This is a genomic window from Azospirillum himalayense, assembly GCF_042657465.1.
GTDB classification, from domain to species: domain Bacteria; phylum Pseudomonadota; class Alphaproteobacteria; order Azospirillales; family Azospirillaceae; genus Azospirillum; species Azospirillum himalayense.
Genome location: NZ_JBHSLC010000006.1, coordinates 82880 through 106559 on the forward strand (window position 1 = coordinate 82880; position 23680 = coordinate 106559).

At 65.4% G+C, this 23680-nt stretch carries 16 protein-coding genes and 1 tRNA gene; 10 read left to right on the forward strand and 7 right to left on the reverse strand.

The features are described from left to right. Positions 1–142: 142 nt before the first annotated feature. The 6 genes from pgmG to ACFPMG_RS04895 form a co-directional block, all read right to left on the reverse strand. Positions 143–1549, reverse strand: a complete 1407-nt coding sequence (gene pgmG, locus ACFPMG_RS04870; protein WP_376994080.1) for a phosphoglucomutase/phosphomannomutase PgmG — start codon at positions 1547–1549, stop codon at positions 143–145. 18 nt (positions 1550–1567) lie between these two features. Beyond that, on the reverse strand, positions 1568–2893 hold the full coding sequence (locus ACFPMG_RS04875; RefSeq protein ID WP_376994081.1) for a UDP-glucose dehydrogenase family protein: 1326 nt from the start codon (positions 2891–2893) through the stop codon (positions 1568–1570). A gap of 248 nt (positions 2894–3141) precedes the next feature. Next, a complete protein-coding gene (locus ACFPMG_RS04880) occupies positions 3142–3438 on the reverse strand; it encodes a hypothetical protein (RefSeq protein WP_376994082.1) in 297 nt (98 codons plus the stop codon). 64 nt (positions 3439–3502) lie between these two features. Beyond that, positions 3503–4819 carry a UDP-4-amino-4,6-dideoxy-N-acetyl-beta-L-altrosamine transaminase gene (pseC, locus tag ACFPMG_RS04885; RefSeq protein WP_376994083.1) on the reverse strand — a complete coding sequence of 439 codons (1317 nt, stop codon included), beginning with the start codon at positions 4817–4819 and terminating at the stop codon, positions 3503–3505. 11 nt (positions 4820–4830) lie between these two features. Beyond that, positions 4831–5883: a UDP-N-acetylglucosamine 4,6-dehydratase (inverting) gene (gene pseB / locus ACFPMG_RS04890; RefSeq protein WP_376994095.1), complete on the reverse strand. Its 1053-nt coding sequence runs from the start codon at positions 5881–5883 to the stop codon at positions 4831–4833. 192 nt (positions 5884–6075) lie between these two features. Next, positions 6076–6150: transfer RNA gene (locus ACFPMG_RS04895), tRNA-Gly, on the reverse strand. Positions 6151–7075: 925 nt separating this feature from the next. On the opposite strand from ACFPMG_RS04895, the gene rfbA reads away from it, so the two are divergent. The 4 genes from rfbA to fcl all read left to right on the forward strand — a co-directional run bounded on the left by rfbA (position 7076) and on the right by fcl (position 12866). Further along, on the forward strand, positions 7076–7960 hold the full coding sequence (gene rfbA, locus ACFPMG_RS04900) for a glucose-1-phosphate thymidylyltransferase RfbA (RefSeq protein WP_376994084.1): 885 nt from the start codon (positions 7076–7078) through the stop codon (positions 7958–7960). A 10-nt stretch (positions 7961–7970) separates the two neighbouring features. After that, positions 7971–9272 (forward strand): glycosyltransferase family 4 protein, encoded by a 1302-nt coding sequence (locus ACFPMG_RS04905; protein ID WP_376994085.1) that lies wholly within the window; start codon positions 7971–7973, stop codon positions 9270–9272. Positions 9273–9437: 165 nt separating this feature from the next. After that, the gene (locus tag ACFPMG_RS04910) at positions 9438–11762 is read left to right on the forward strand and encodes a glycosyltransferase family 4 protein (protein ID WP_376994086.1); all 2325 of its coding nucleotides are present in this window, start codon (positions 9438–9440) and stop codon (positions 11760–11762) included. A 135-nt stretch (positions 11763–11897) separates the two neighbouring features. Continuing rightward, on the forward strand, positions 11898–12866 hold the full coding sequence (gene fcl / locus ACFPMG_RS04915; RefSeq protein ID WP_376994087.1) for a GDP-L-fucose synthase: 969 nt from the start codon (positions 11898–11900) through the stop codon (positions 12864–12866). Positions 12867–12942: 76 nt separating this feature from the next. Here the strand turns inward: fcl and ACFPMG_RS04920 are convergent, their stop codons facing one another. Next, the gene (locus tag ACFPMG_RS04920; RefSeq protein ID WP_376994088.1) at positions 12943–14565 is read right to left on the reverse strand and encodes a M10 family metallopeptidase; all 1623 of its coding nucleotides are present in this window, start codon (positions 14563–14565) and stop codon (positions 12943–12945) included. A 425-nt stretch (positions 14566–14990) separates the two neighbouring features. Here ACFPMG_RS04920 and ACFPMG_RS04925 point away from each other — a divergent pair, with 425 nt between their 5' ends. From ACFPMG_RS04925 to ACFPMG_RS04950, 6 genes are all read left to right on the forward strand, one after another. Beyond that, complete coding sequence (locus ACFPMG_RS04925) at positions 14991–15254, forward strand: hypothetical protein (protein WP_376994089.1); 264 nt, start codon at positions 14991–14993, stop codon at positions 15252–15254. A 94-nt stretch (positions 15255–15348) separates the two neighbouring features. Further along, complete coding sequence (locus tag ACFPMG_RS04930) at positions 15349–15702, forward strand: hypothetical protein (RefSeq protein ID WP_376994090.1); 354 nt, start codon at positions 15349–15351, stop codon at positions 15700–15702. A gap of 102 nt (positions 15703–15804) precedes the next feature. Next, positions 15805–18714: an FG-GAP-like repeat-containing protein gene (locus ACFPMG_RS04935; protein ID WP_376994091.1), complete on the forward strand. Its 2910-nt coding sequence runs from the start codon at positions 15805–15807 to the stop codon at positions 18712–18714. Between the two features lie 356 nt (positions 18715–19070). Next, positions 19071–21323 (forward strand): peptidase domain-containing ABC transporter, encoded by a 2253-nt coding sequence (locus ACFPMG_RS04940; protein WP_376994092.1) that lies wholly within the window; start codon positions 19071–19073, stop codon positions 21321–21323. 19 nt (positions 21324–21342) lie between these two features. Beyond that, entirely contained in the window at positions 21343–22722 is a 1380-nt protein-coding gene (locus ACFPMG_RS04945; protein ID WP_376994093.1) for an HlyD family type I secretion periplasmic adaptor subunit, read from the forward strand. Positions 22723–23055: 333 nt separating this feature from the next. Next, the coding region (locus ACFPMG_RS04950; RefSeq protein WP_376994094.1) for a calcium-binding protein at positions 23056–23680 on the forward strand (625 nt) is incomplete at its 3' end.

Consider the following 23680-nt stretch of genomic DNA (forward strand, 5'->3'; position numbering starts at 1 on the left):
TCACCGTTCCGCCCCGGTGATCTCTCAAGGGCCGGTGTGAGGTCGCGGCGGAGATCGGCGACGCCGGTACGAGCCCATCTCAAAAGAAAAAGGCCCTTCCCTTGGTGGAGGGAAGGGCCTTTCGTTTCAGGCGCCCGTCTGGTCAGTGGGCGGCGTTGCCGCCGCCTTCGAAGGAGGGGGCCTCCAGACCGGACTGCTCCAGCTGTTCGACCACCATCGCCTTCAGCCGCTCCAGGCCCTCGGTCGTGCCGGACTCCGCACGGGCGACCAGGACGTCCTGGGTGTTGGAGGCGCGCAGCAGCCACCAGCCGTCCGGCGTCTTCACGCGCACGCCGTCGATGTCGTTGACATCGGCGCCCGCGGCCTTCAGCCGCGCCTTGACCTCCTGCACGACCTTGAACTTCAGTTCCTCGTCGGCCTGGAAGCGGGTCTCGGGCGTGTTGATCACATCCGGCAGGCGGTCGCGCAGGTCCGCCAACGAGACGCCCAGCTTGCTGACCAGCCCGATCAGGCGCACGGCGCAGTACAGGGCGTCGTCGAAGCCGTACCACTTGTCGGCGAAGAAGATGTGGCCCGACATCTCGCCGGCCAGCGGCGAGCCGGTCTCGGCCATCTTCGCCTTCAGCAGCGAGTGTCCGGTCTTCCACATCAGCGGGTTGCCGCCCAGCCGGGCGATCTCGTCGAACAGGGTCTGGCTGGCCTTGACGTCGGCGATGATCGTGGCGCCGGGATGCTCCTTCAGCACGTCACCGGCGTAGATCGCCACCAGCTGGTCGCCCCACACCACGCGGCCCAGATGGTCGATGGCGCCGATGCGGTCGCCGTCGCCGTCGAAGCCGATGCCGATGTCGCAACCGTGCTCGGCCACGGCCGCCTTCAGGTCGACCAGGTTCTTCTCGACCGTCGGGTCGGGATGGTGGTTGGGGAAGTTGCCGTCGATCTCGTCGAACAGCAGAATGTGCTGACCCGGCAGCTTGGCGGTCAGGCGGCGCAGGATCTCGCCGGTGGCGCCGTTGCCGGCATCCCAGGCGATCTTCAGCTCGCGCGTGCCATCATAGTCCTTCAGCATCCGGGCGACGTAGTCGTCCTTGACGTCGATCTGCTCGGACGAGCCCTGGCCCGACACGTAGTCGGCCTTGGACGCGATGATGCCGATGTCCTGGATCTGCTGCCCGTAGACCGGCCCCTTGCCCAGCATCATCTTGATGCCGTTGTAGTTCGGCGGGTTGTGCGAGCCGGTGATCATGATGCCGGCCGCCGCCTCGCGGTCGCGGGTGGCGAAATACAGCATCGGGGTGGGGCCGAGACCGATGCGCAGCACATGCAGGCCGCAAGCGACCAGCCCGTCGACGAGGGCGGCTTCCAACTCTGGCGAGGACAGGCGGCCGTCATAGCCCACGCACACCGTCTTGCCGCCGCCACGGGCGACGACGGTGCCGAAGGCGCGGCCGACGGCGCGAGCGTCGGCGGGATTCAGCGTCTGGCCGACGATGCCGCGGATGTCGTATTCCCGCAGCACGGTCGGGTGGAAAGTGTGCGCTTCGCTCATTCTGATCCTTTGACCTCCTTAAACCGCCGCGGCCGGGTGCGAGGACCGGCCGATGGAGCTGTATGTGAAGCCCGCGCGGGCCATGTCCTCGGGGTTGTAGATATTGCGCAGGTCGACCATCACCGGCCGCTTGAGCAGCGTCTTAACCCGCTTCAGGTCCAGCGCGCGGAACTCGTTCCATTCCGTCAGGATAGCCATGCAATCGGCCCCGTCCAGCGCGCCATAGGCGTCCGTGGCCCAGTCGACGCCGGGCAGCAGCTTTTCGGCCTCGTGCATCCCCGCCGGGTCGAAGGCGCGCACCGTGGCGCCGGCCGCTTGCAGGGCCGGCACGATGTCCAACGCCGGCGCGTCGCGCATGTCGTCGGTGTTGGGCTTGAACGTCACCCCGAGCACGCCGATCGTCTTGCCCTTCACCTCGCCGCCGCAGGCCGCGATGATCCGCTCGGCCATCCGCTTCTTGCGCTCGTCGTTGATCGCCACCACCGTCTCGATGATGCGCAGCGGGCTGCCCACCTGCTGCGCCGTGCGGACCAGCGCCAGCGTGTCCTTGGGAAAGCACGAGCCGCCGTAGCCCGGCCCGGGATGCAGGAACTTCTTTCCGATGCGTCCGTCCAGCCCGATGCCGCGGGCGACGTCGTGCACGTCGGCCCCGACCTTCTCGCACAGGTCGGCGATTTCGTTGATGAAGGTGATCTTGGCCGCCAGAAAGGTGTTGGCCGCGTACTTGGTCAGCTCCGCCGTTTCCAGCGAGGTCAGCACGATCGGCGTTTCGATCAGGTACAGGGGCCGGTAGAGGCGGCGCATGACGTCGGCGGCGCGCTCTGACGTGGTGCCGATGACGACGCGGTCGGGGCGCATGAAGTCGCCGATGGCCGAGCCCTCGCGCAGGAACTCCGGGTTGGAGGCGACGTCGAAGTCGGCGTCGGGGCGGGCGCGGCGGATGATCGCTTCGACCTCACGGCCGGTGCCGACCGGCACGGTCGATTTGTTGACGACCACCGTGTAGTGGTCGAGGGCGGCGGCGATCTCCTCGGCCGCGGCGTAGACATAGGACAGGTCGGCATGGCCATCGCCGCGCCGCGACGGCGTGCCGACGGCGATGAACACCGCGTCGGCCCCGGCCATCGCCTCTTTCAGGTCCAGAGTGAAGGACAGCCGGCCGGCGACGACGTTGCGCGCCACCAGATCGTCCAACCCCGGCTCGTAGATCGGGATCTCGCCGCGCTTCAGCCGCTCGATCTTGCCGGCATCCTTATCAACGCAGCAGACGTGAACGCCGAACTCCGAAAAGCAGGCTCCGGACACCAGCCCGACATAGCCCGTACCGATCATCGCAATACGCATGGAGACCCCTCGTTTCACAAGCCCTGACGCCACCGGTCAGACGCCATGTTCCGCAGAGGAACATTGCTACGGCCCTGTGGTTGCACGGCTTCGGTGCCCGGTCATCCGGCACGGACGGCGGTTGGTCTGCGGTCGTTCAGGTACAGCCAGACGTCCGGCGCCGTCCAGCGTCCGGCTGCCGCACGCATGGTGCATGTCAAAGCCCCGGGCGACCGCACCGCGCCGCAGGGCAGGGAGCGGAAAACGCCTCAGATGGCCTGGAGATAAGCCGGATCGAGGGGGCCGTGGCGGAAGGGAATCCAATCCTTGTGGTCGGCGCGGTACTGCAGGCCGTAGGGATTCCTGAAGAAGATCTTCTGCAGCGGCTGTCCGCCCTCGGCGCGGGTGCGTTCGATGTCGATCAGGGGAGAGGCGGCGAACACCTTGTCCCACAGCTCGGCATTGTCAACGTCGCGACCGGCATTCTTGACGTAATCACGTGCCGCGTCGCTCAGCTGCCAGGCCTCTTCGACCATCGCGTAATAGTCCACGGTACCCTCGGCCATGACTCTGCTCCGAAGCGTTTTAGATGCCGCTGGCATAGCGCATTTTCATGGAGGAGAAAACCTTTCAGCAGCGGGTCTCCGCGGTGGAGCGCAAGGGCGCCAACGCTCCGGCCAGGGCGGTCACGACGCGGTCGACGTCGGCATCGGCCATGGCCGGGAACAGCGGCAGCGACAGGGTCTGCGCATAATGCGCGTCGGCCCCCGGCAGGGACAGGGCGCCGTAGCGCCGCCGCCAGTAGGGCTGCCGGTGGACGGGGATGTAATGGACCTGCGTGCCGATCCCCCGCACCCGGAGATCCGCCATGACCTGTGCCCGCGACCGTCCGGCCGCCGCAAAGTCGATGCGGACCGCGCACAGGTGCCAAGCCGGCCGGCACCAGGGAACGCGGGCGGCGGGCCGGACCAGCGGGAAGAGCGGGGCGAGCCGTTCCGCATAGAGGTCCATCAGGTGCCGCCGGCGAGCCACGAAGGCGTCCAGCCGCGCCAGCTGGCTCAGCGCCAAGGCGGACTGCAGGTCGGTCAGCCGGTAATTGAAGCCCGGCTCGGCCATTTCGTAATACCAGGGATTGGGGGTTCCCGCCGCGTCCAAGGCCGCGTCCAGGTCCCCGAAGTGGGCCGGGTCGCGCTCCATCCCGTGGTTGCGCAGCCGGCGCAGCCGGGCGGCCAGATCCGGGTCGTTGGTCGTCACGGCTCCGCCCTCGCCGGCCGCGATGGTCTTCACGGGGTGGAAGGAGAAGGCGGTCATCGCGCCGAAGGCCTCGGCGCCGAAATCCTGGGTGCCGAAATCCCGGGCGGCGGAACCGACCGGTGCGAGACGGCCGTCCGCCGCGGCGTCCGCGCTGCCGATGGCATGGCAGGCGTCTTCGACGATGGCGAGGCCCCGCCGCGCGGCGAGTGCGCCCAGCCCCGCCATGTCGGCGGTCTGCCCGGCGAAATGCACAGGCGCCAGGGCGCGCACGCGCCAGCCGGCGGCCTCGGCGCGCGCGATCGCGGCCTCCGCCTGCTCCGGCCCCATCAGGCCGGTGGCGGGATCGACGTCGGCGAAGGCCACCTCCGCGCCGGCATGGCGCACGGCGCTTGCGGTGGCGAGGAAGGTGACGCTGGGCACCACCACGGCGTCCGCCGGTCCCGTCCCCTCCCGGCCGAGCCCGAGCGCCAGGAAGGCCAGGTGCAGGGCGGCGGTGCCGTTGGCACAGGCGACGGCGTGGGCCGCCCCCGTGCGCTCGGCCAACGCCCGTTCGAACGCCTCGACCGCCGGACCCTGGGTCAGCCAATCGCCGCGCAGAACCGCGGTCACCGCATCGATGTCGTCCTGGTCGACGTCCTGCCGACCGTAGGGCAGGAAGGGAGGTGCGCCGTCGTCCATGGAGGATGCCGCCATGGGGGCCGGCCTCACGGCGCTTCGGCGATCAGGCGGGCCAGCCTGTCGCTGTCGAGCCAGTCGTCGTTGATGTCGCTGGCGTAGCGGAACCCGTCGGCGACCGGCCGGGCCCCCAGGCGCTGGTAGGGCTCGTGCGTCCAGAAGGCGAAGGCCGGCTCGATCACGTAGCGGTCGGCCAGTTCGTAGGTCTGGCGGGAGTCGTCCTCGGTGATCATCACCTCGTGCAGCTTCTCGCCCGGGCGGATGCCGATCACCTTGTGCGGCAGATGCGGGGCCAGAGTCCGCGCCACCTCGACGATGCGCATGCTGGGGATCTTGGGCACGAAGATCTCGCCGCCCTGCATCATCGCAACGCAGGACACGACGAACTCCACCCCGTGCTGCAGCGTGATCCAGAAGCGCGTCATGCGCTCGTCGGTGACCGGCAGGAAGGCGGCGTCCTCGGCGATCATTCTGCGGTACAGGGGGATGACCGATCCGCGGGAGCCCACCACGTTGCCGTAGCGCACCACCGAGAAGCGGGTGCCGAGCGAGCCCGACAGGTTGTTGGCTGCGATGAAGATCTTGTCGGAGGCCAGCTTGCTGGCGCCGTACAGGTTCACCGGGTTGGCCGCCTTGTCGGTGGACAGCGCGATGACCCGCTGCACCCCCATGTTCAACGCCGCGCGCACCACGTTCTCCGCGCCATAGACGTTGGTGTGGATGCATTCCATGGGATTGTATTCGGCGGCCGGCACATGCTTCAGCGCGGCGGCGTGGACGCACAGGTCCACCTCGCGCATGGCCAGTTCCAACCGCTCGCGGTCACGCACGTCGCCGATGAAGAAGCGCAGCGTCGAGGCCCATTCGGGGCCGAGCTGCTGTTGCATCTCGTACTGCTTGAACTCGTCGCGGGAGAAGACGATGACCCGGCGGGGCTTGGCGCGGCGCAGCACCGTCTCCACGAAGCGGCGGCCGAAGGACCCGGTGCCGCCCGTGACCAGGATGGAGCGGCCATCCAGCAGGTCGAAGCCGGATTGCACCGCCTGGGTCGGCGTGTTGCTCAGACGGTCACGCTGCGGCATGGTCACGGCGGTCGCACTTGTGGTCGATGGTTGTCATTCCGACCGACCTTAGACCGAGACCCCTATCAGTGGGTTAATATTTTTGAAAGCAGGATGCACGTGGAAGGGCGCAGAGGCCGGGCGCCACGGCCGGCGCTCAAGGCCGGTGTCCAGGAACACGCGATGTCCGAAAGGAAATACTCTTCGTGAGACTGGAGCGGGCGAAGGGATTCGAACCCTCGACCCCAACCTTGGCAAGGTTGTGCTCTACCCCTGAGCTACGCCCGCGCCGCTCCAACGAAGGAGGCAGGGGAATACTCCACCCGGCCAGCGGAACGCAAGCCCCTCTTTGTCCCGCCGCGAAAGTTTTTTTCGCCGTTCCACCAGCCCGCTCTCCAGCAACCTTCCGCCGGTTCTTCCGCTCGGCGCATTGGAAGATGTTCAATCGGCTTAAAGTTATACCCCGCTCAATGCGATTGACACCGCTCTGCAGTCTGTGGAATTTTCCCCTCACAAAACAAAGGCCTTGAGGTCTGGGGAGGAAACCAAAAAACAACATAATGCTCCAAGAGCATCAGGCTGCCGCGCCGACCCAGTGTCTGGCCGCGGCATTTTTTTGTTTCCACGTTGCCATGACTGGTCATACCACTGGATTGTCCCAGTGCTTCGCTTTGCCGCTTGCCATTCATCCGATATCGTGATGGGTCGTGTACCCCGATAGGGAAGGGCGCGGCGTTTCCCTTCATTCGTTGCGCAGATGCCGGTCAACGAAAGCCCCGTCCTGACCATTTTCAAATTAATCAATAAAGCATCATTCTTCTCTGAAATGCTTTCTATCAAAGCTGGAGCATTGAACTTTTGAATCCCCTTCAAAGACGCCTAAGATGTTTGATGACGAGTGGTCCTGAAGAGCATTCCAGAATGATCTGTCTTCGTTTTAACGCATCGTGAACGTGTCTCAGGGTGCCTTGCGGGCGTTTTCTCTCTGGAATCCGGGGAGTGCCACACGGATACAGTCTTTTTCCTTTGCGCGCATGGTTCCATGCGGACGTCATAAAACCCCTTGCAGGGCACGTCCGATCGGCATAAGGGGAACCCCGGACACCTCGCGGTGCACCATCCAGGCAGCGTCCTGAACGGCCGGCGGGCAAAGCCCGAACCTCATCCGCCGCCCACAGCGGCGCGGCAAGGCCAGCAATGCAGGAGCAAGGGCATGAAGGGCATCATCTTGGCCGGCGGGGCTGGCACACGGCTCTACCCGCTGACGCAGGTGATCAGCAAGCAGCTTCTGCCGGTGTTCGACAAGCCGATGATCTACTATCCCCTGTCGACGCTGATGCTGGCCGGCATCCGCGACATTTTGGTCATCACGACACCCGAGGACCAGCCGCAATTTCGCCGTCTGCTGGGGGACGGCAGCCAGTGGGGAATCGCGCTCTCCTACGCCGAGCAGCCCAAGCCGGAGGGATTGGCGCAGGCCTTCCTCATCGGGCGGTCCTTCGTCGGCGCCGACCGCGTCTGCCTGATCCTGGGAGACAACATCTTCTTCGGCCACGATCTGGAAGCGAACCTTCTGCGCGCCGCCGGGCGGGCGGAGGGAGCGACCGTGTTCGGCTATCACGTCCGCGACCCCGAGCGGTACGGCGTGGTGAATTTCGCCGCCGACGGCCGCCCGGTCGCCATCGAGGAGAAGCCGCGCGAGCCGAAGTCCAACTACGCGGTCACCGGCCTTTATTTCTACGACAACAGCGTCCTCGACATCGCGGCGACCATCCGGCCGTCGGCCCGCGGCGAACTGGAGATCACCGACGTCAACAACGTCTATCTCCGCCAGGGGCGCCTCGCGGTGGAACGGCTCGGCCGCGGCTACGCCTGGTTCGACACCGGCACGCACCAGTCGCTGCTCCAAGCCGGCGAGTTCGTGCAGACCATCGAGGCGCGCCAGGGGCTGAAGATCGCCGCTCCGGAGGAGATCGCCTGGCGCAAGGGCTTCATCGACACCGCCCAGCTCCAGCGCATCGCCCAGCCGCTCGCCAAGAGCGGCTACGGCAAGTATCTGCTGGAGCTGCTCAACGAGCCGGTGCCCGGCCGGGCCTGAGGGAACGGTCTTGCGGCTTCTGTTCCTGCACCAGAATTTTCCCGGCCAGTACAAGCACCTCGCCCGCCATTTCGCAGGGCTTCCGCAAGTGCAGGCCGTGGCGTTGGGCGAGGCCGTGAATCTCAAGGACCGTCCCGCGCCGCCGGGTATCCGCCTGCTGGGTTATCGGTCCCCGCAGGGGGCCTCGGCGCAAACGCATCATTATCTGCGCAGCGCGGAGGCGGCGGTGCGCCGCGGCCAGACCGTGGCGCGCGCCTGCCTGGACCTGAAACGCCAGGGGTTCCGCCCGGATCTGGTCTGCGCACACGCCGGATGGGGGGAGTCCCTCTACATCAAGGATGTCTTCCCGGACACCAAGCTGTTGACCTTCTTCGAGTTCTACTATCAGGCCGAAGGGGGCGACCTGGGCTTTGACCCGGAGTTTCCGGCCAGCTTCGATGACCGGTGCCGGGCCCGGACCCGCAACACCACCCACCTTCTCAGCCTCGCCGGCACCGACTGGGGCATCACGCCGACCCGCTGGCAGCATGCCCAGTTCCCAGCCCTGGCGCGCCGTTGCATCGACGTCGTTTTCGATGGAATCGACACCGACGCCGTGACGCCCGATCCCGGCGCGATGTTGCGGCTGGCGGACGGAACCGTGCTGACCCGCACCGACGAGGTCATCACCTACGTCGCCCGCAACCTGGAGCCCTACCGCGGATTCCATGTCTTCATGCGCGCGCTGCCGGAGATCCTGCGGCGGCGGCCGAAGGCGCGCGTCCTGATCGTCGGCGGCGACGAGGTCAGCTATGGCTGCGCACCGCAGGATGGCCGGACCTGGCGCGCGTTCATGATGGGCGAGGTCGGAGCGCGGCTGGACCTGGGGCGCGTCCATTTCCTGGGCCGGGTCCCCTACAACCGCTTTCTGGAGATTTTGCGGGTCTCCGGGGTGCATGTCTACCTCACCTATCCCTTCGTGCTCTCCTGGTCGATGATGGAGGCGATGGCCGCCGGATGCGCCGTCGTCGGCTCGGCGACCGGTCCGGTCCGGGAGGTGATCGCCGATGGCGACAACGGCTTCCTCGTGGATTTTTTCGATTGGCAGGCCATTGCGGACGCGGTGGACCGCGTGTTCGAGGAGCCCGGACGTTGCGCCGCCGTGCGCGAGCGGGCGCGCCGGACGGTTGTGGAGCGTTACGATCTCGCCCGCTGCTGTCTGCCGGACCAGCTTGCCCTTCTTCAAGACGTCCTCGACGGACGGCGGTCAGCCACCGAAACGGCTGACGAAATGGCCAAAGGGACCGAGCGGGCCGGGGCGGCGGCTTCTTGACAGGTCCGCACGCTTTCCCATTGGGCGCGTTATTGTCGTGAGCGATAATGCTTTATCGACGTGATCGCGCAAAGGCGGTCCATTGCTCTCCGCCAAGTTGACGGTATCTGTCTAAAATGCTATTTGTTCGACGCCCCTCTCCTTTCTGGCTATCCGTGAAGAGCTATGGCGTACGAGCATCGCGAGCGCAGCTGTTTCGTGAACAGCGGACGGGAAATTGTTTCTATCGACTATGTCGATTGTGAGCGGCTGGCCGGCTGGTACAAGCGGCTCGATGGCGACGCGGATAAGATCATCGTGACCATCGGCGACGTCCAGGACGTTGAGGTGCGCGCCGATCTTCCGCGCAAGGACGTCGCCGCGGCTGGCTATGGCGAAGCGGAGTGCGGGTTCGACCTAGTCTTTCAGCCGCCCTTGCCGCCCTCGACACGGGTTGTCATCCAATCCCGCGCGACCGGCGCGACCCTGCTGTCGCTCATTGTTTACGAGGACGGGATGCTCTTGCAGGGGGCGGCGCCGGCCGACAACGGGGAGTCGGTGTTCGGCCTGCCCCGCACCCAGGGGGCGGCACCGCTGTTCTCCGAACAGGGCGTGTCGATTCCCGGGGGCTGCTTTATCCTGTTTGATATCTCGGATCTCGTCTACTACATCGGCCATCACGACAATCTGACCGGCATTCAGAGGGTCCAGTCCTGCATCCTGCTGGCGATGCTGCGGCATGGGATCTACGACCGCCGCCGGTTCGTGTTCCTCAGCTACAACAACCGCCGTTCGCACTTCATCCAGGTGTCGGTGGAATTCGTCAGCGCCCTGCTGGAAGATCTGATGCGGCCGTCCCGCGACCGGCAGGTCGGCTTCTCCAAGGAAGACGCGAAGATCGGTCTGCTGCCCCACTCGGCGCCGCTGCAGCAGAGCTACGCCGCGCTCGCCGGCCAGGAGACGGTGCTGTGCCTGCTGGGAGCAGCCTGGGTCAACCGCGACTATTTCCGACGGATCGTCGGGCTCAAGCGCGAACTGGATCTGCGCTTCGCCATGATCGTGCACGACCTGATCCCGGTCTATGCCCGGGAAACCTGCGATCAAGGCACCGCGCGCGTCTTCACCACCTTCCTGAAGCGGGCGTTGCGCAACACCGACCTGTTCTTCGCCGTCTCGCAGAACACCGCGCGCGACCTGCGGCGCTACGCGGAGGAGACCGGCCTGCCGGCGCCGCCGGTGACCGTCACCCAGAACGGCTCTTCCTTCGACGAATTCATCGGTGCGGGCTCGCTCCCCTCGCCGCTGTTCATGGATCGCATCCGCAAACCCTTCGCGCTGTTCGTCTCGACCATCGAAGGCCGGAAGAACCACATCTTCGTCTACCGGGTGTGGCAGGAGTTGCTGAAGGCGGGCGTTGACGTGCCGGATCTCGTCTGTGTCGGACGACTCGGCTGGCGGGCTGAGCAGTTCCTGTCGAAGCTGACGGAAACCAACCATCTGCAGCGCAGGATACACATCCTCAAGGATGTGTCCGACGAGGAGCTGAACTGGCTCTACAAGAACTGCCAGTTCACCGTGTATCCGAGCCTGTACGAAGGCTGGGGCCTGCCGGTGGGCGAGTCGCTGGCGAAGGGCAAGATCTGCGTCACCAGCAACACCTCCTCCTTGCCGGAGGTTGGTGGCGAGTTCGCGCTTTACGTCGATCCCAACGACGCGGCTTCCGCGGTGTCGGTCATCCGCAAGCTGATCACCGACACGGCCTATCGCGAGGAACTGGAGCGCAAGGTCGAGGAGCATTACCAGCCGACCTCCTGGCGGACCATCGCCGAGCGGGTGGTCGCCGGTTGCCTGCAGGCCCGCCAGACCCCGCGGATGAGTCTCTATCCGGTGGTGACGTGCGGACAGGAATACTGCTTCGGTGCTCTGCCGGAATCCCTGTCCGACTGTCTCGGCGAGGAGATGCTGGCGCAGATCCTGCGGTCGCGGCGCGGCCAGTTGCGCAACGCCTATCTGCCGGACTCCGGGTTCCTGATGGCGGAGGAACTCCGCTCCGGCGAGTCCTGGTACGAGCCGGAGGCGTGGGGCAGCTGGACCCGCTATCCGGAGTGCGAACTGGCCTTCCTGCTGCCGCCGGAGGCGCGTGATGGCGCTCAAGCCTATCTTCTGCTTCAGGTTCCGGTACCGCTGCAGGGCAATTCCTTTGTGATCGAGGACGAGAACGAGATCCTGGCGGCCGGCCACCTGAACGGCAGCGATGTCAACGGCAGCGATGTCTTCGTCACCTTCCGCGTGCAGCCCCGCTTGGACGCCGAAGGCCGCATCCTGCCGACGCGCCTGTCGGTGAAGGTGCCGTACGATCCCAACCTCTTGGTGGAACTGAGGGCGCTCGACAACCGCGCTCCCGGCATCGGCTTCAAGCGGTTCCAGGTCAACCGCATCGACGATGTGCTCGGCCGGCTCGAGGTCATGGAGCGGCAGTCGATGCGTGCCCTGGAGGTTCGGAGCTGCTGACTGGCGCCATCCGTCGCATCCTCCCTCGCTGGCTGGGGCAACGCCGGCGACCGCGTCACGCACATGCGCCTTGACAGGGGTGGCCGCACAAGATACCGCCTGCGGCCATCGTGCCCTGCTTTCCGGAGCTTCGTAATGCAGACCTCTCCTGGTTTTTCCTTTGAAGGCAAGCGCATCTGGGTCCCTGGCCATCGCGGCATGGCTGGTTCGGCCATCGTGCGCCGGCTGGAGCAGGAAGGCTGCGAGATCCTGACTGCCGGACGCGAAACCGTGGACCTGCGCCGCCAGGCCGAGGTCGAGGAATGGATGGCTTCAGCCAAGCCCGATGTCGTGTTCCTGGCTGCCGCCACAGTTGGCGGAATTCACGCCAACGATACCCGTCCGGCCGAGTTTCTCTACGACAACCTGGCCATCGAGACGAACATCATCCACGGTGCCTGGCGGACCGGCGTCGGGAAGCTGGTTTTCCTCGGATCGTCCTGCATCTACCCGCGCATGGCCGAGCAGCCGATGCGTGAGGAGGCGCTGCTGACCGGAGCGTTGGAGCCGACGAACCAGTGGTACGCGATCGCCAAGATCGCCGGCATCAAGATGTGCCAGGCCTACCGGCGGCAGTACGGCTGCGACTTCGTCTCGGCGATGCCGACCAACCTGTTCGGGTATGGGGACAACTTCGACCTTCAGCAGGGGCATGTGGCCGCCGCGTTGCTGGTCAAGATCCACCGGGCCAAGGCGACCGGCGCCGAAACCGTGGAGCTGTGGGGCACCGGGACGCCCATGCGGGAGTTCCTGTTCGTCGAAGACCTCGCCGACGGCCTGGTCTTCCTGGCCAAGAACTACTCCGGTGAGCCGCACGTCAACCTCGGCTCCGGCAAAGAGATCACCATCCGTGGGCTGGCCGAACTGCTGGCCGAGGTGATCGGTTATCAGGGCGATTTCCATTTCGACACCAGCAAGCCCGATGGCACCCCGCGCAAGGTGATGGACGTCAGCCGGATGACGGCGATGGGTTGGACGGCGTCAACCTCGCTGCGGGAGGGCTTCGAGCGCACCTACCGCTGGTATCTGGACAATCTGGACCGCGGCAATTTGCGGGGTCTGTGACGCCGGTTCGCATGAACGCCGCGGTCCGAACGTCCCGGACCCGAACGTCCCGGACCGCGCATGGAGGACCGTTCCGTCAGGCGGACAGCCAGACGCTCAGAAAACCGATGTCGCCCGCCATTCCAGGCATGGCGTTCATGGAGGCCACGGAGTGGCCGCTCAAGGTCAGGCTGATGTCGAAGCGGCTGTCGCCGTTCAGATCGATGTGGGCCGTGGCGCCCCGATAGCCATCGGGGCCGTCCATGTCCTTCCAGGTCGTCGTCGAAACGCCTTCCCGCCAGCCCCAGACGGCGACCGTCTCGCCGGCCTCCAAATCCCCCACGATCGTCCAGACCGGCTCTCCGCTGCGTCCGTCGACGAAGAAGATATCCTGGCCGGAGCCGCCCAACAGGATGTTGGACCCCGTGCCGCCGTCGAGCACATCGTCCCCGCCACCGCCGAGGATGACGTCCGAGCCGCCGCCGGCGTTGATGAGGTCGTTGCTGTCACCGCCCCCGACGATCTCGTTCTGGTCGGTTCCGATCCACTGCCACCGCAGGGGGGCGAACGGCCCGTCGTAGGCTGATGCCTCCTGGAGCACCTTCTGGCCGGATGCGGTATCCATGACCGAGAAGAAGGTGTTTACAACCGTGTCCGGCCGGACGTTGAAGGCGGGCGCCACGACCGCGTCGTCGAAGCTCAGCCGCTCAATGCCGCGCAGCGTGTCGGAGCCGTCCGGCCCCTCGACGGACAGTTCGCCCGGTGCCGTGTGCACAATCCGGTAGTCGGCACGCGCGCCGCGGAACAGGGCGGTGTCGACGCCGGGACCGCCGTCCAGCGTGTCATTCCCAGCCCCGCCCGACAGGGTGTCGTTCCCGGCCCCGCCGGACAGACTGTTGTCCAGTTCGTTGCCGATCAGCACGTCATTCCCGGCCCCGCCGACGGCGTTCTCGATCCAGGAGTCGTGGGCGATGGCGAGCGTTTGCTCCTGCAGGCGGAAGCCGGCCAGCCAGCCCGGCCCCAAATTGCTGTAGGTGCCGGGATTGAGGTCGATTCGGGCGGCGCTGGTCTGGTTTGCCCAGCTGATGGTGTCGTGGCCGCCGGCATCCCAGATCACTTCGAAAATCTTCTGGCCCGGCGCCCAGGAGTAGACGGTGTTCCCGCTGTTGGTCGTCGTGTTGGCGCCGTAAAGGGCTTGCATGGCCAGCACGTCGTTGAGCATGGGGGTTTCGGGAAAGCGGCTTTGCCAATAGCCTTGCTGCAGGGAATCGCCGATGCCCGACCGGTAGCTCATCACGCTGTAGAGCTGGGAATCGATTTCCAAAGGCGCGCTCGGGAAGGTGCCGAAGGCGTCATGCGTGTGCTTCAGCCCCAGGGCGTGTCCGATCTCGTGCATCGCCGTCATGTATTCGTACGTGCCCGGAGCCCAGGACAGGGTCGGATCAGAGAACGAAGAGCCGAACCAGACGTCGCCGTCTTCGGGCATCTGGCTGGTCGGCAGGATCGCATAGGCGGTCTGTGGAACCGCGCTGCCACCGAAGCGAAGATCGCCACAACTGGCTTCTGTGTCGGGGACTTCGACGCAGGTGATGTTCGCCACCGCTGACCAAGTCGCCAAGGCCTTGCGGATGGCGTCCTGGGCCGTGGCGGACAGTGCCCAGGCCGACCCTGGATCCTTTGTCTGATAGCCGCTGTAGTAGACGGAGGTTTCCGGAGACACGAAAGAATAGGTCAGCGAAACGCCGTCTCCGATTTTTGCATCGCTGCCCCACCTGTATCCAGACAGCAAAGAATCAACGGCGATGTTTCCGTCATGAGTGACTTCCGACACAGGAGACGCGGAGTACGGCGTGATCATTGATTTCCGCCCCAATAATTGATGGCGATATCGTCGTTAAGCCCTCCTAAAATTCTGAGGATTGTGAGTGATTACAATTCACTCTCATGAGTATTTATAAATAAAGTTCGGGTAATTTGATCGACGACGCTTGGGATTGCCGTGGTAGTAAGAAAAATTGGAAGCAAGTTTGGGGTATTTTGAAGTGATGAGTTTACCGAATTTCCGGAATTGTTATTTTCCTGAAAGAGATCAGGTGGGCCATTCGGGTTATTATTTCGCTATGCCAATCCCTAAGGAGGCGCCGAATGTCCGGAAACGGTGCGATGGAGATGGGGCGAGGTACGCCACTGGGCCAAACGGCACCACGGCATGGTCCCGGTCAAGAAAAGAGTGCCGGTGATTTAATGATCGCCAAAAAGTTGATTGCTGACTCGCTTCTCGCTGAAAAAGCCGTTTTAGCGATGGAAAATGAAGCGATGCAGATCAGGATTTCTCTTTTAAATCAATTAACTGGTAGATACTTCGCATTCAAAGTGCGTCATTGCGTCGCACTGCCTTTCTTCAGTTGATATAATCATAAGAAAGAGTCGTATAAGTTTTAATATATATTCGTTCATATCCGGAAGGTTTTGCTGGCGGTGAGATTTCATGATTGAAACATTTGTGGAACTGGCAGGGGAAATTTCCATCCGCAACGGAGTTGCCCGCATTGTATTTGTGGGCGACGACCCGCAGGGAGGCGGGCAAAGCGCAATGACGCCGAAACTGCGCGTCATTTTGCCAATCAAGGGCCTCTTCGACCTGCACAACGCCATCGGCGATCTGGCGAGACGGCTGGAAGCCGCCGGCTCCAGCGGTCCCGACACGGCGGGCAGCGCGTCTTCCACCGTGCCGGCCCCCCTCGTCTCCACGCCTCCGATCGAGAAAATGCCCATCCCGGCGTCCATTCCAAGCGGCTCGACGCCGGCCGATGCGGCGGGGCGTTCGCCCAACTTCATGGGCGCTCTGCGGGAGTAAGCGGACGCCGCATCGCCAGCACTTGATATCGCAAGAACAAACCCTTGGTTCGGGAGTGAAGGAATGGCAACGGTCAGCAAAACCGATTCAAAGATCATCACCTTGACCAATCAGACCTTCGGTCTCACGGTCGATTTTCCAGACACCACGCAGAGCCCGCAGATCGCGCTGAGCGGCATGATCTCGCTGGGCCAGGTGCCGTCCAACACCTACAACATAGCCTTTGTGATGGACGTGTCAGGCAGCACCGTCGGCAGTGCGGGCGTCAGTGGCGGAAATCCGGTGGCTGGTGACGAGAACAAGGACGGCCTGTCCAACACGATCCTCGACGCCGAGATCGCCGCCTTCCGGTCCCTGTACAACGATATCGTCAAGTCCGGTCTGTCGGCGAACTCGCGGGTGACGCTCATCACCTTTGACAGCTCGGGGGTCACCCAGTTCACCGGCGGCTTCGGCACGGCCGACGCCAACGGCAACGGCCGCGACGACAGTGTGGAGTTCTTCGAGAAGCTGACCGGCCAGACCTCCGGCGACATGACCAACTTCGAGGCCGGCCTGCAGCAGGTGAAGAGCTTCTTCCAGGCGCAGAGCGCGGTGGGCGAGTCGAACCTGGTCGTCTTCGCGTCTGACGGTGACAACAACACTGGCGGCGATCCGCTGACCCTGGCCGCACAACTGCGTGCCGCCACCACGGCCAGCCCGGCCGGCTATTCGGCGGCCATCCGCACCTACGCGGTGGGAAGCGGCGTGTCGGCGGGGGGCTACACCAACCTCGACAACCTTGACGATGGGGTGGCCAACAACTCCGCGACCAAGGTCACCGATCTCGGTCAACTCGCCACCCAGCTGACCACCCCGCCGATCACCGCCGCGAACATCTCCAAGGTGGAGATCCTGAACGGCTCGACCGTCATCGCGACGCTGACGGGCAACCAGCTCACCAGCACCGCGCTCGGCCTGCAGTTCAACACCACCATCGACGGGCTGAACGTCACCAGCGGCCAGAACAACAACATCACGGTGAAGGCCTACGCCAGCTCCGGCGAGATCCTGACCGTCACCGACAACGTCGAAGGCATGCTGACGGTGCCGCAGCAGCCGACCACCCCGACGAAGCGCGGCGTCCGCTTCGACTTCGACGGCGACGGCGTGGCCGATGTGCTGTGGCGCAACCGCGGCGACGGCAACATTGCCATCTCCGACAGCGCGCGCAACCGGGCCTTCACGCTGGTCGCCGGTTCGGGCGGCGTGGACAACAACCCGGGCAGCGACTACCGCATTGTCGGCATTGGCGACTTCAACGGCGACACGCGGGCCGACATCCTGTTCCGCAACGCCGACGACAGCCTGGTCGCCTGGATGATGGACGGCCCGACGGTGCAGGAGGGGCTGACCCTGGCGACCCCGGGCCGCAGCTTCACCGTGGTCGGCGTCGGCGACTTCGACGGCAACGGCAAGGACGACATCCTGTTCGAGAATCGCGCAGGCAGCATCCTGACCGTCTACGCCAACGGCACCAGCAACAGCGGCGGCATCGCCTTCGCGCGGCCGGATCTGACCTGGTCGATCCAGGGCATCGACGACTTCAACAACGATGGCAAGGCCGAGATCCTGTGGCGCCACCGCGACGGGCGTCTGGCCACCCAGGCCGCCGGCGGCGCGCTGCAGATGCTGGTCGACGGCAGCAGCGCCAACGCCGGGACCGCCCTGACCGCCAACGCCCGCGTCGTCGGCACCGGCGATGTGAACAGCGACGGCAAGGCCGACATCCTGATGCGCGAGGACGCCGGCACGCTGTACACCGTGCTCGTCAGCGGCAGCAACTCGGTCAGCGCCATCCAGACCGGCAGCACCCCGTCCACCCCCAACTGGTCGGTCGTCGGTGTGGGCAACTTCGCCGGCGGCACCGCCGGGACCCCGGACACCACGGTGGAAGTGCTGTGGCGCCAGGATTCGCTGCGCAGCACCGGCAACATGTCGATCAACGACTACGACTCGGCCGGCGGCAGCGTCCTCAGCAATCCGGGCAATTCCTGGCAGGTCGTCAACGGCTCCGCCATCACCCGTCCGCCGCGCGCCGTGCAGAACAGCGATCTGGATGGTGACGGCAACGCCGACATCATCTTCCGGAACAGCCAGACCGGCGTGGTCGCCGCCTGGCGCAGCGACTACAGTTTCCAGGCATCGGACCGCGGCGCCGTGCTGGCCACGCCGACGCTCGACTGGACCTCGATCGGCCAGGGCGACTTCGACGGCGACGGCAAGGCCGATCTGCTGTTCCGCAACAAGACCACCCAGCAGGTGGGCGTGTGGCTGATGGACGGCACGAAGGTCCGCCGCGCCGAACTGATCGACAGCATCCCGAACTCGTGGGAGACGGCGGCGGTCGGCGACTTCACCGGCGACGGCCGCGCCGACGTGGCGTGGCGCAACAGCGATGGTCAGGTCGGCATCTGGACGATGAACGGCACGACCCTCCAACTCGCCCAGGCCGTCGGCGACGCTCCCCTGGCCTGGGAGATCAAGGGCGCCGCCGACTTCGACAACGACGGGCGGTCCGACTTGCTGTTCCGCAACAAGGACAGCGGTCAGGTTGCGATCTGGCGCATGAATGAACAGGCCCAGGTCGTGAGTGGATCCGTCGTGTCCGCCAACCCCGGCACGGCTTGGGAGATCAGCGGGATCGCCGACTTCACCAACGATGGCCGGGGCGACCTGCTGTGGCGCAACAAGACGACCGGCCAGGTCGCGCTTTGGCGTATGGACGGCGACTCCATGGTAAAGGCCGAGCTCATCCAAGGCATCGGCAACAATTGGGAAATCCAGAGCACCGGCGACTACAACAACGACGGCAGCGAAGACGTCCTGTGGCGCAACACCACGGACAACATGCTGGCAGTTTGGGACATGCAGCCTTTCCTCAACGGCGGCAGCGTCAACCCGATTGTCGTAGCCAACACGCTGGGCGCCGAGTGGGTTGTCCAGCGTCAGGCCGGCGTGCTGGCGGCGTAGGCTGCCGGTTCGTTCGTCCGGGCGTGTTCAGACAGGCGGTTCCTCGGGGCCGAAGCCGGATCGCTCCGGCTTCGGCCCCGGCCGTCTTCTGCGCGAGCCGCAGGATATCCGGCCTCTCCCCAGGCGAGTGATGCTTCATTGCTTTATCTCATGCGTTTCATCGTGATCATATGCTAAGCCATTAAAGGTCCTCTGGCTGCCGGACTGATCGCCTTTGTCGGGCAGTCCGCAGGGATCACCATCCCGTTTGGCCAGAGGGTATCAATTCTTGCCATTTACGATCGATGACCACGACGAACGCAAATCCGCCTCGGCCCCGCACCGATGATGACGCCGAGCGTCCGGCTCACGCGGCCATGGCCGCAGCGGCCGTGCTGGACAAGGCGCCGGAAGAGGCATCGCCGTCCGGAGCACGTCCCGCCGATGGCAGCGCGGCGAAGACGGAACCGGAACCAGCCCCCCGTCTGACGCTGTCCGCCGCGGAGACGGCGGCCTACTGCCTGATCCGCATCGCGCGCCATCACGGCGTCCGCCTGTCGTCCGATCGGATTCGCCACGACTATGCGCTCGACCAGCGCGCGCCCGAACCGCGTCTGATGGTGCGCATCGCGCGGGAGAACGGGTTCAAGGCACGCCAGCTGTGCCTGTCCTGGACCGATCTGGTCGGGGCGGCGGAGTCCTTCCCGGCCATGGCGCGCCTGGCCAACGGAAACTACGTCGTCCTGTCCGGCGTCATGCCGGCCGAGGACGGGCCGAAGATCGTCATCCTGGACCCGCTGGACAGCGGGCGCGATTTCCTGTTCCTGTCCGAGGCTGAATTCACGGCCAGTTGGAAGGGCGAGGTGCTGCTGCTGAAGCGCCGGTTCGCCCTGGCCGACGAGCAGCAGCCCTTCGGCCTGCGGTGGTTCATCCCCGAGATCCTGCGCCAGTCCACCGTGCTGCGCGACGTCGCCGCCGCTGCGCTGGTGATGCACGTCCTGGCGCTGATCTTCCCGCTGTTCTTCCAGATCGTCATCGACAAGGTGCTGGTGCACGCCAGCTTCTCCACCCTGGAGGTGCTGGGCGTCGGCGTCGTCGCGGCGATCCTGTTCGACGGGCTGCTGACCTACCTGCGCGGCTACATGCTGCTGCACGGCACGTCGAAGATCGACATCCGCACGGCGACCCGCACCTTCGATCACATGACCCGGCTGCCGGTCGCCTTCTTCGAGCGGATGACCGCCGGCGTGCTGTCCAAGCACATGCAGCAGGGCAACGCCATCCGCGAGTTCCTGACCGGAGGCCTGTTCCAGACGCTGCTGGACGCCTCGGTGCTGGTGGTTTTCCTGCCGATCCTGATGTTCTACAGCGTCCCGCTGACCGTCGTCGTCGTCGGCTTCTCGGCCCTGCTCGCCCTGCTCATCGCCGGCATGGCCTCGGTCTTCCGCCGGCGGCTGCGCGCGCTTTACGAGGCGGAGGCCAACCGGCAGGCGCTGCTGGTGGAGACCATCCACGGGATGGCGACCATCAAGTCGCTGGCGCTGGAGCCGTCGCAGCGCAAGGCCTGGGACCAGCGTTCGGCCGATTCCATAGAACGCCATGTGGAGGTCGGCAAGATCTCCACCACCGCCCGCGCCGCTTCGGACATCATCAGCAAGCTGATGTCGGTGGTGGTCATCTGGGTTGGCGCGATCCTGGTGTTCCGCGGCCACATGACGGTGGGCGAGCTTGTCGCCTTCAACATGCTGTCGGGCCGTGTCTCCGGGCCGCTGGTCTCCATCGTCGGCCTGATCCAGCAGTACCAGCAGACCGCCCTGTCGGTGCGCATGCTGGGATCGGTGATGAACGAGCCGCCCGAGCGCAACCTCGGCGCCGGCCTGCAGATGCCGATCAAGGGCCATGTCGCCTTCGACCGGGTCACCTTCCAGTATCCGGCCGCCACCACCCCGGCGCTGAACGAGGTCAGCTTCGCCATTCCCCCCGGCACGGTGGTCGGGGTGGTTGGGCGCAGCGGCTCGGGCAAGACCACGCTGACCAAGCTGATCCAGGGCCTGCACCAGCCAAAGAGCGGCTTGGTGCGGGTGGACGGCATCGACCTGCGGGAGTGGGACGCCGTGCACCTGCGCAGCCACATCGGTGTGGTGCTGCAGGAAAGCTTCCTGTTCCGCGGCACGGTGCGCGACAACATCGCCATCGCCCGCCCTTCGGCGACGCTGGAGGAAATCGTGATCGCGGCGCGCACCGCCGGCGCGCACGAGTTCATCGAACGGTTGCCCAAGGGCTACGACACGATGCTGGAGGAAGGGGCGACGAACCTGTCCGGCGGGCAGAAGCAGCGCCTCGCCATCGCGCGGGCGCTGGTGCGCAACCCGCCCATCCTGGTGTTCGACGAGGCAACCTCGGCGCTCGACCCCGAAAGCGAGTCGATCATCCAGGAAAACCTCCGCCACATCGTGCGCGGGCGCACCACCATCATCGTGTCCCACCGGCTGTCGTCCATCCGCAACGCGGATGCCATCGTGGTGATGGAGCGTGGCGCCATCGCCGACATCGGCACGCATGACCAGCTGCTGACCCGTTGCGCTATCTACCGGCATCTGTGGGACAAGCAGATGCAGGGCAATCGTTAATTCCGGGAAGCCCTTCGCGATGTCCGCCTCCCCCCGTTCCGCGTCCGGGCCGGCCGCCGCTCCGGTGCCGAAGCCCGTTCCGCCCACCGCGCCGCGCCGCGCCGACGTGGTGGACTTCCAATCCGACGCCCTGGCCCTGGAGGAGCGGCCGCTGCCGCCCCTGGCGCGATCGACCCTGTGGGTGATCGTTGCTCTGGTGGTGGGCGCCATCGTCTGGGCGTCGATCGGCCAGATCGACCGCTATGTCGTGGCGTCCGGCGCGCTCGTCACCACCGAACCGCCCATCGTCGTGCGCCCACCGGCCAACACCATGATGCGGGCGATCGAGGTGCGGCCCGGGCAGCGGGTGGCTGCGGGAACGCGTCTCATCTCGCTCGACACGACGGCCGCGCAGTCGCAGCTCGCCATCGTGCAGACCCAGCTCCGCGCCGCCGAGGCCCAGGTTGCCCGCCTCGAGGCGGAAATCGCCGACCGTATGTTCGAACCGGCCGACGATAGCCCCGAGCAGCTTCTCCAGAAGCGTGTCTTCCAATCCCGGCGCGAGGAATACCAAGCCAGGACACGCGCGCTCGACGACGCGATCCGGCAGGTCAGCGCGTCGATCGAGCGCAACCAGGTCGAGCAGCGGGGCATGGAGAACCAACGTGACATCATCAGCCGCGTCGAGCGCATGCGCAGCGACCTGCAGAAGCGCGAGGTCGGGTCGCTGCTGAACGTCCTGGAAGTCCAGATCCGTCGTGTCTCGGCGGAGGACGCCCTGGCCAAGCTGAAGGCCGAGGCGGTCGAACTGGCCATCCAGGGCGAGAGGGCGGTGGCCGAGCGGCGGGCCTATGTGGACGGCCGCTTCCGCGAGATTGCGGAGGATCTCGCCCGCTTCACCGCCGAGCGCAACCGACTGACCGAACAGTTCGAAAGCACCCAGCGTCTGGCCGCGCTGAGCGAATTGCAGGCCCCGGCCGACGGCATCGTGCTGGAAGTGCACGAGGTGTCGCCCGGCTCGGAAGGCCGCGAGGCGCTGGTCACGCTGGTGCGCATCGACAGCCCGCTGGAGGCCGAGGTGCGCATCGCCCCCGGCGACATCGGCCGGCTGCGCATCGGTGATGAGGTGCGCATCAAGGTGGAGGCGTTTCCCTTCCAGCGGCATGGCACCATCGACGGGCGCTTGCGCCTGATTTCCGAATCGACGATCTCCATGGACGCCGAGGAAGGCCGCAAGCAGGAGGTTTACCGGGCCCGTGTCGCGTTGGAGAAGGTCGAACTGCGCGATGTCCCCGAAAATTTCCGCCTGATACCCGGCATGACGCTGGCCTCGGAAATTCGAATCGGCAAGCGGACGGTCATGTCCTACTTCCTCTACCCGATCTGGCGCAGCCTCGACGAAGGCATGCGGGAACCTTAGCGGATCGCGATCCGCATTGGACCGCGACGGCGGCCCCGGCCGGCACGTGAGGCTATTCGCATCAAAGGCGAACGGAGGTTCGCTTCAAGGACCGGACCGGAGTGCGCCGGGCACCTGGAAGGCACTGATTCCATCTTATATGCGAATCGTCCCCGTCACCGTCCCTGATTATGACAAAACGCGCGAGGAATCCCTTACTGGAAGTATTGAATATGCTTCGATATAACTCCTAAAATTCGATAGGACGCGCTGAGCACCCGCACCGGTTTTCTGTGCGAAAGATATGCACACGAAATTTTTAAGCGCGCGTCGCATGACGTAGGGGATAAGGGCATGACGGCTTACTACGGAACGACCGGCAACAACACCGTGGTCGGAACCGCCGGTGACGACAGCTTCCTGTGGAATGCGGCCAACCAGGGCGGGCGGGACAGCATCGACGGCGGTGCGGGCACCGACACCCTGACCCTCGACATGTCGTCAGGAACCTACATTTCCACCACCCTCTACGACGGCGGCGGCAACAGCTACAACGTCCTGCCGCAGAACGCGGTGCGGTTCATTTATTCGACATCGATCAATTCCTCCTCCTACACGGTCGAATTCCGGAACATCGAGCAGGTCTCGATCACCGGCGGCAGCAATACCGACTACCTCTACGGCCTGGCGCTCGCCGACACGCTCGTCGGCAACAACGGCAGCGATTTCCTGTGGGGCGGGGCGGGCAACGACAGCCTGGACGGCGGCTTCGGCGACGACACGCTGGACGGCGGCGACGGCGACGACACCCTGCTGGGCGGGAGCGACCGCGACCGGCTGCTGGGGGGCAACGGCAACGACACGCTGGATGGCGGGGCGGGCAACGACACGCTGGACGGCGGGGCGGGCAACGACACGCTGGACGGTGGCTTCGGCAACGACAGCCTGGATGGCGGTACGGGCAACGACCGGCTGCTCG

Coding starts and splice junctions, on each gene's coding strand:
- ACFPMG_RS04925 (WP_376994089.1), top strand. CDS start 14,991: ATGTCCGGAAACGGTGCGATGGAGATGGGGCGAGGTACGCCACTGGGC.
- pseC (WP_376994083.1), bottom strand. CDS start 4,819: ATGGCGGCATCCTCCATGGACGACGGCGCACCTCCCTTCCTGCCCTAC.
- ACFPMG_RS04880 (WP_376994082.1), bottom strand. CDS start 3,438: ATGGCCGAGGGTACCGTGGACTATTACGCGATGGTCGAAGAGGCCTGG.
- rfbA (WP_376994084.1), top strand. CDS start 7,076: ATGAAGGGCATCATCTTGGCCGGCGGGGCTGGCACACGGCTCTACCCG.
- fcl (WP_376994087.1), top strand. CDS start 11,898: ATGCAGACCTCTCCTGGTTTTTCCTTTGAAGGCAAGCGCATCTGGGTC.
- pgmG (WP_376994080.1), bottom strand. CDS start 1,549: ATGAGCGAAGCGCACACTTTCCACCCGACCGTGCTGCGGGAATACGAC.
- pseB (WP_376994095.1), bottom strand. CDS start 5,883: ATGCCGCAGCGTGACCGTCTGAGCAACACGCCGACCCAGGCGGTGCAA.
- ACFPMG_RS04875 (WP_376994081.1), bottom strand. CDS start 2,893: ATGCGTATTGCGATGATCGGTACGGGCTATGTCGGGCTGGTGTCCGGA.
- ACFPMG_RS04940 (WP_376994092.1), top strand. CDS start 19,071: ATGGCCGCAGCGGCCGTGCTGGACAAGGCGCCGGAAGAGGCATCGCCG.
- ACFPMG_RS04945 (WP_376994093.1), top strand. CDS start 21,343: ATGTCCGCCTCCCCCCGTTCCGCGTCCGGGCCGGCCGCCGCTCCGGTG.
- ACFPMG_RS04910 (WP_376994086.1), top strand. CDS start 9,438: ATGGCGTACGAGCATCGCGAGCGCAGCTGTTTCGTGAACAGCGGACGG.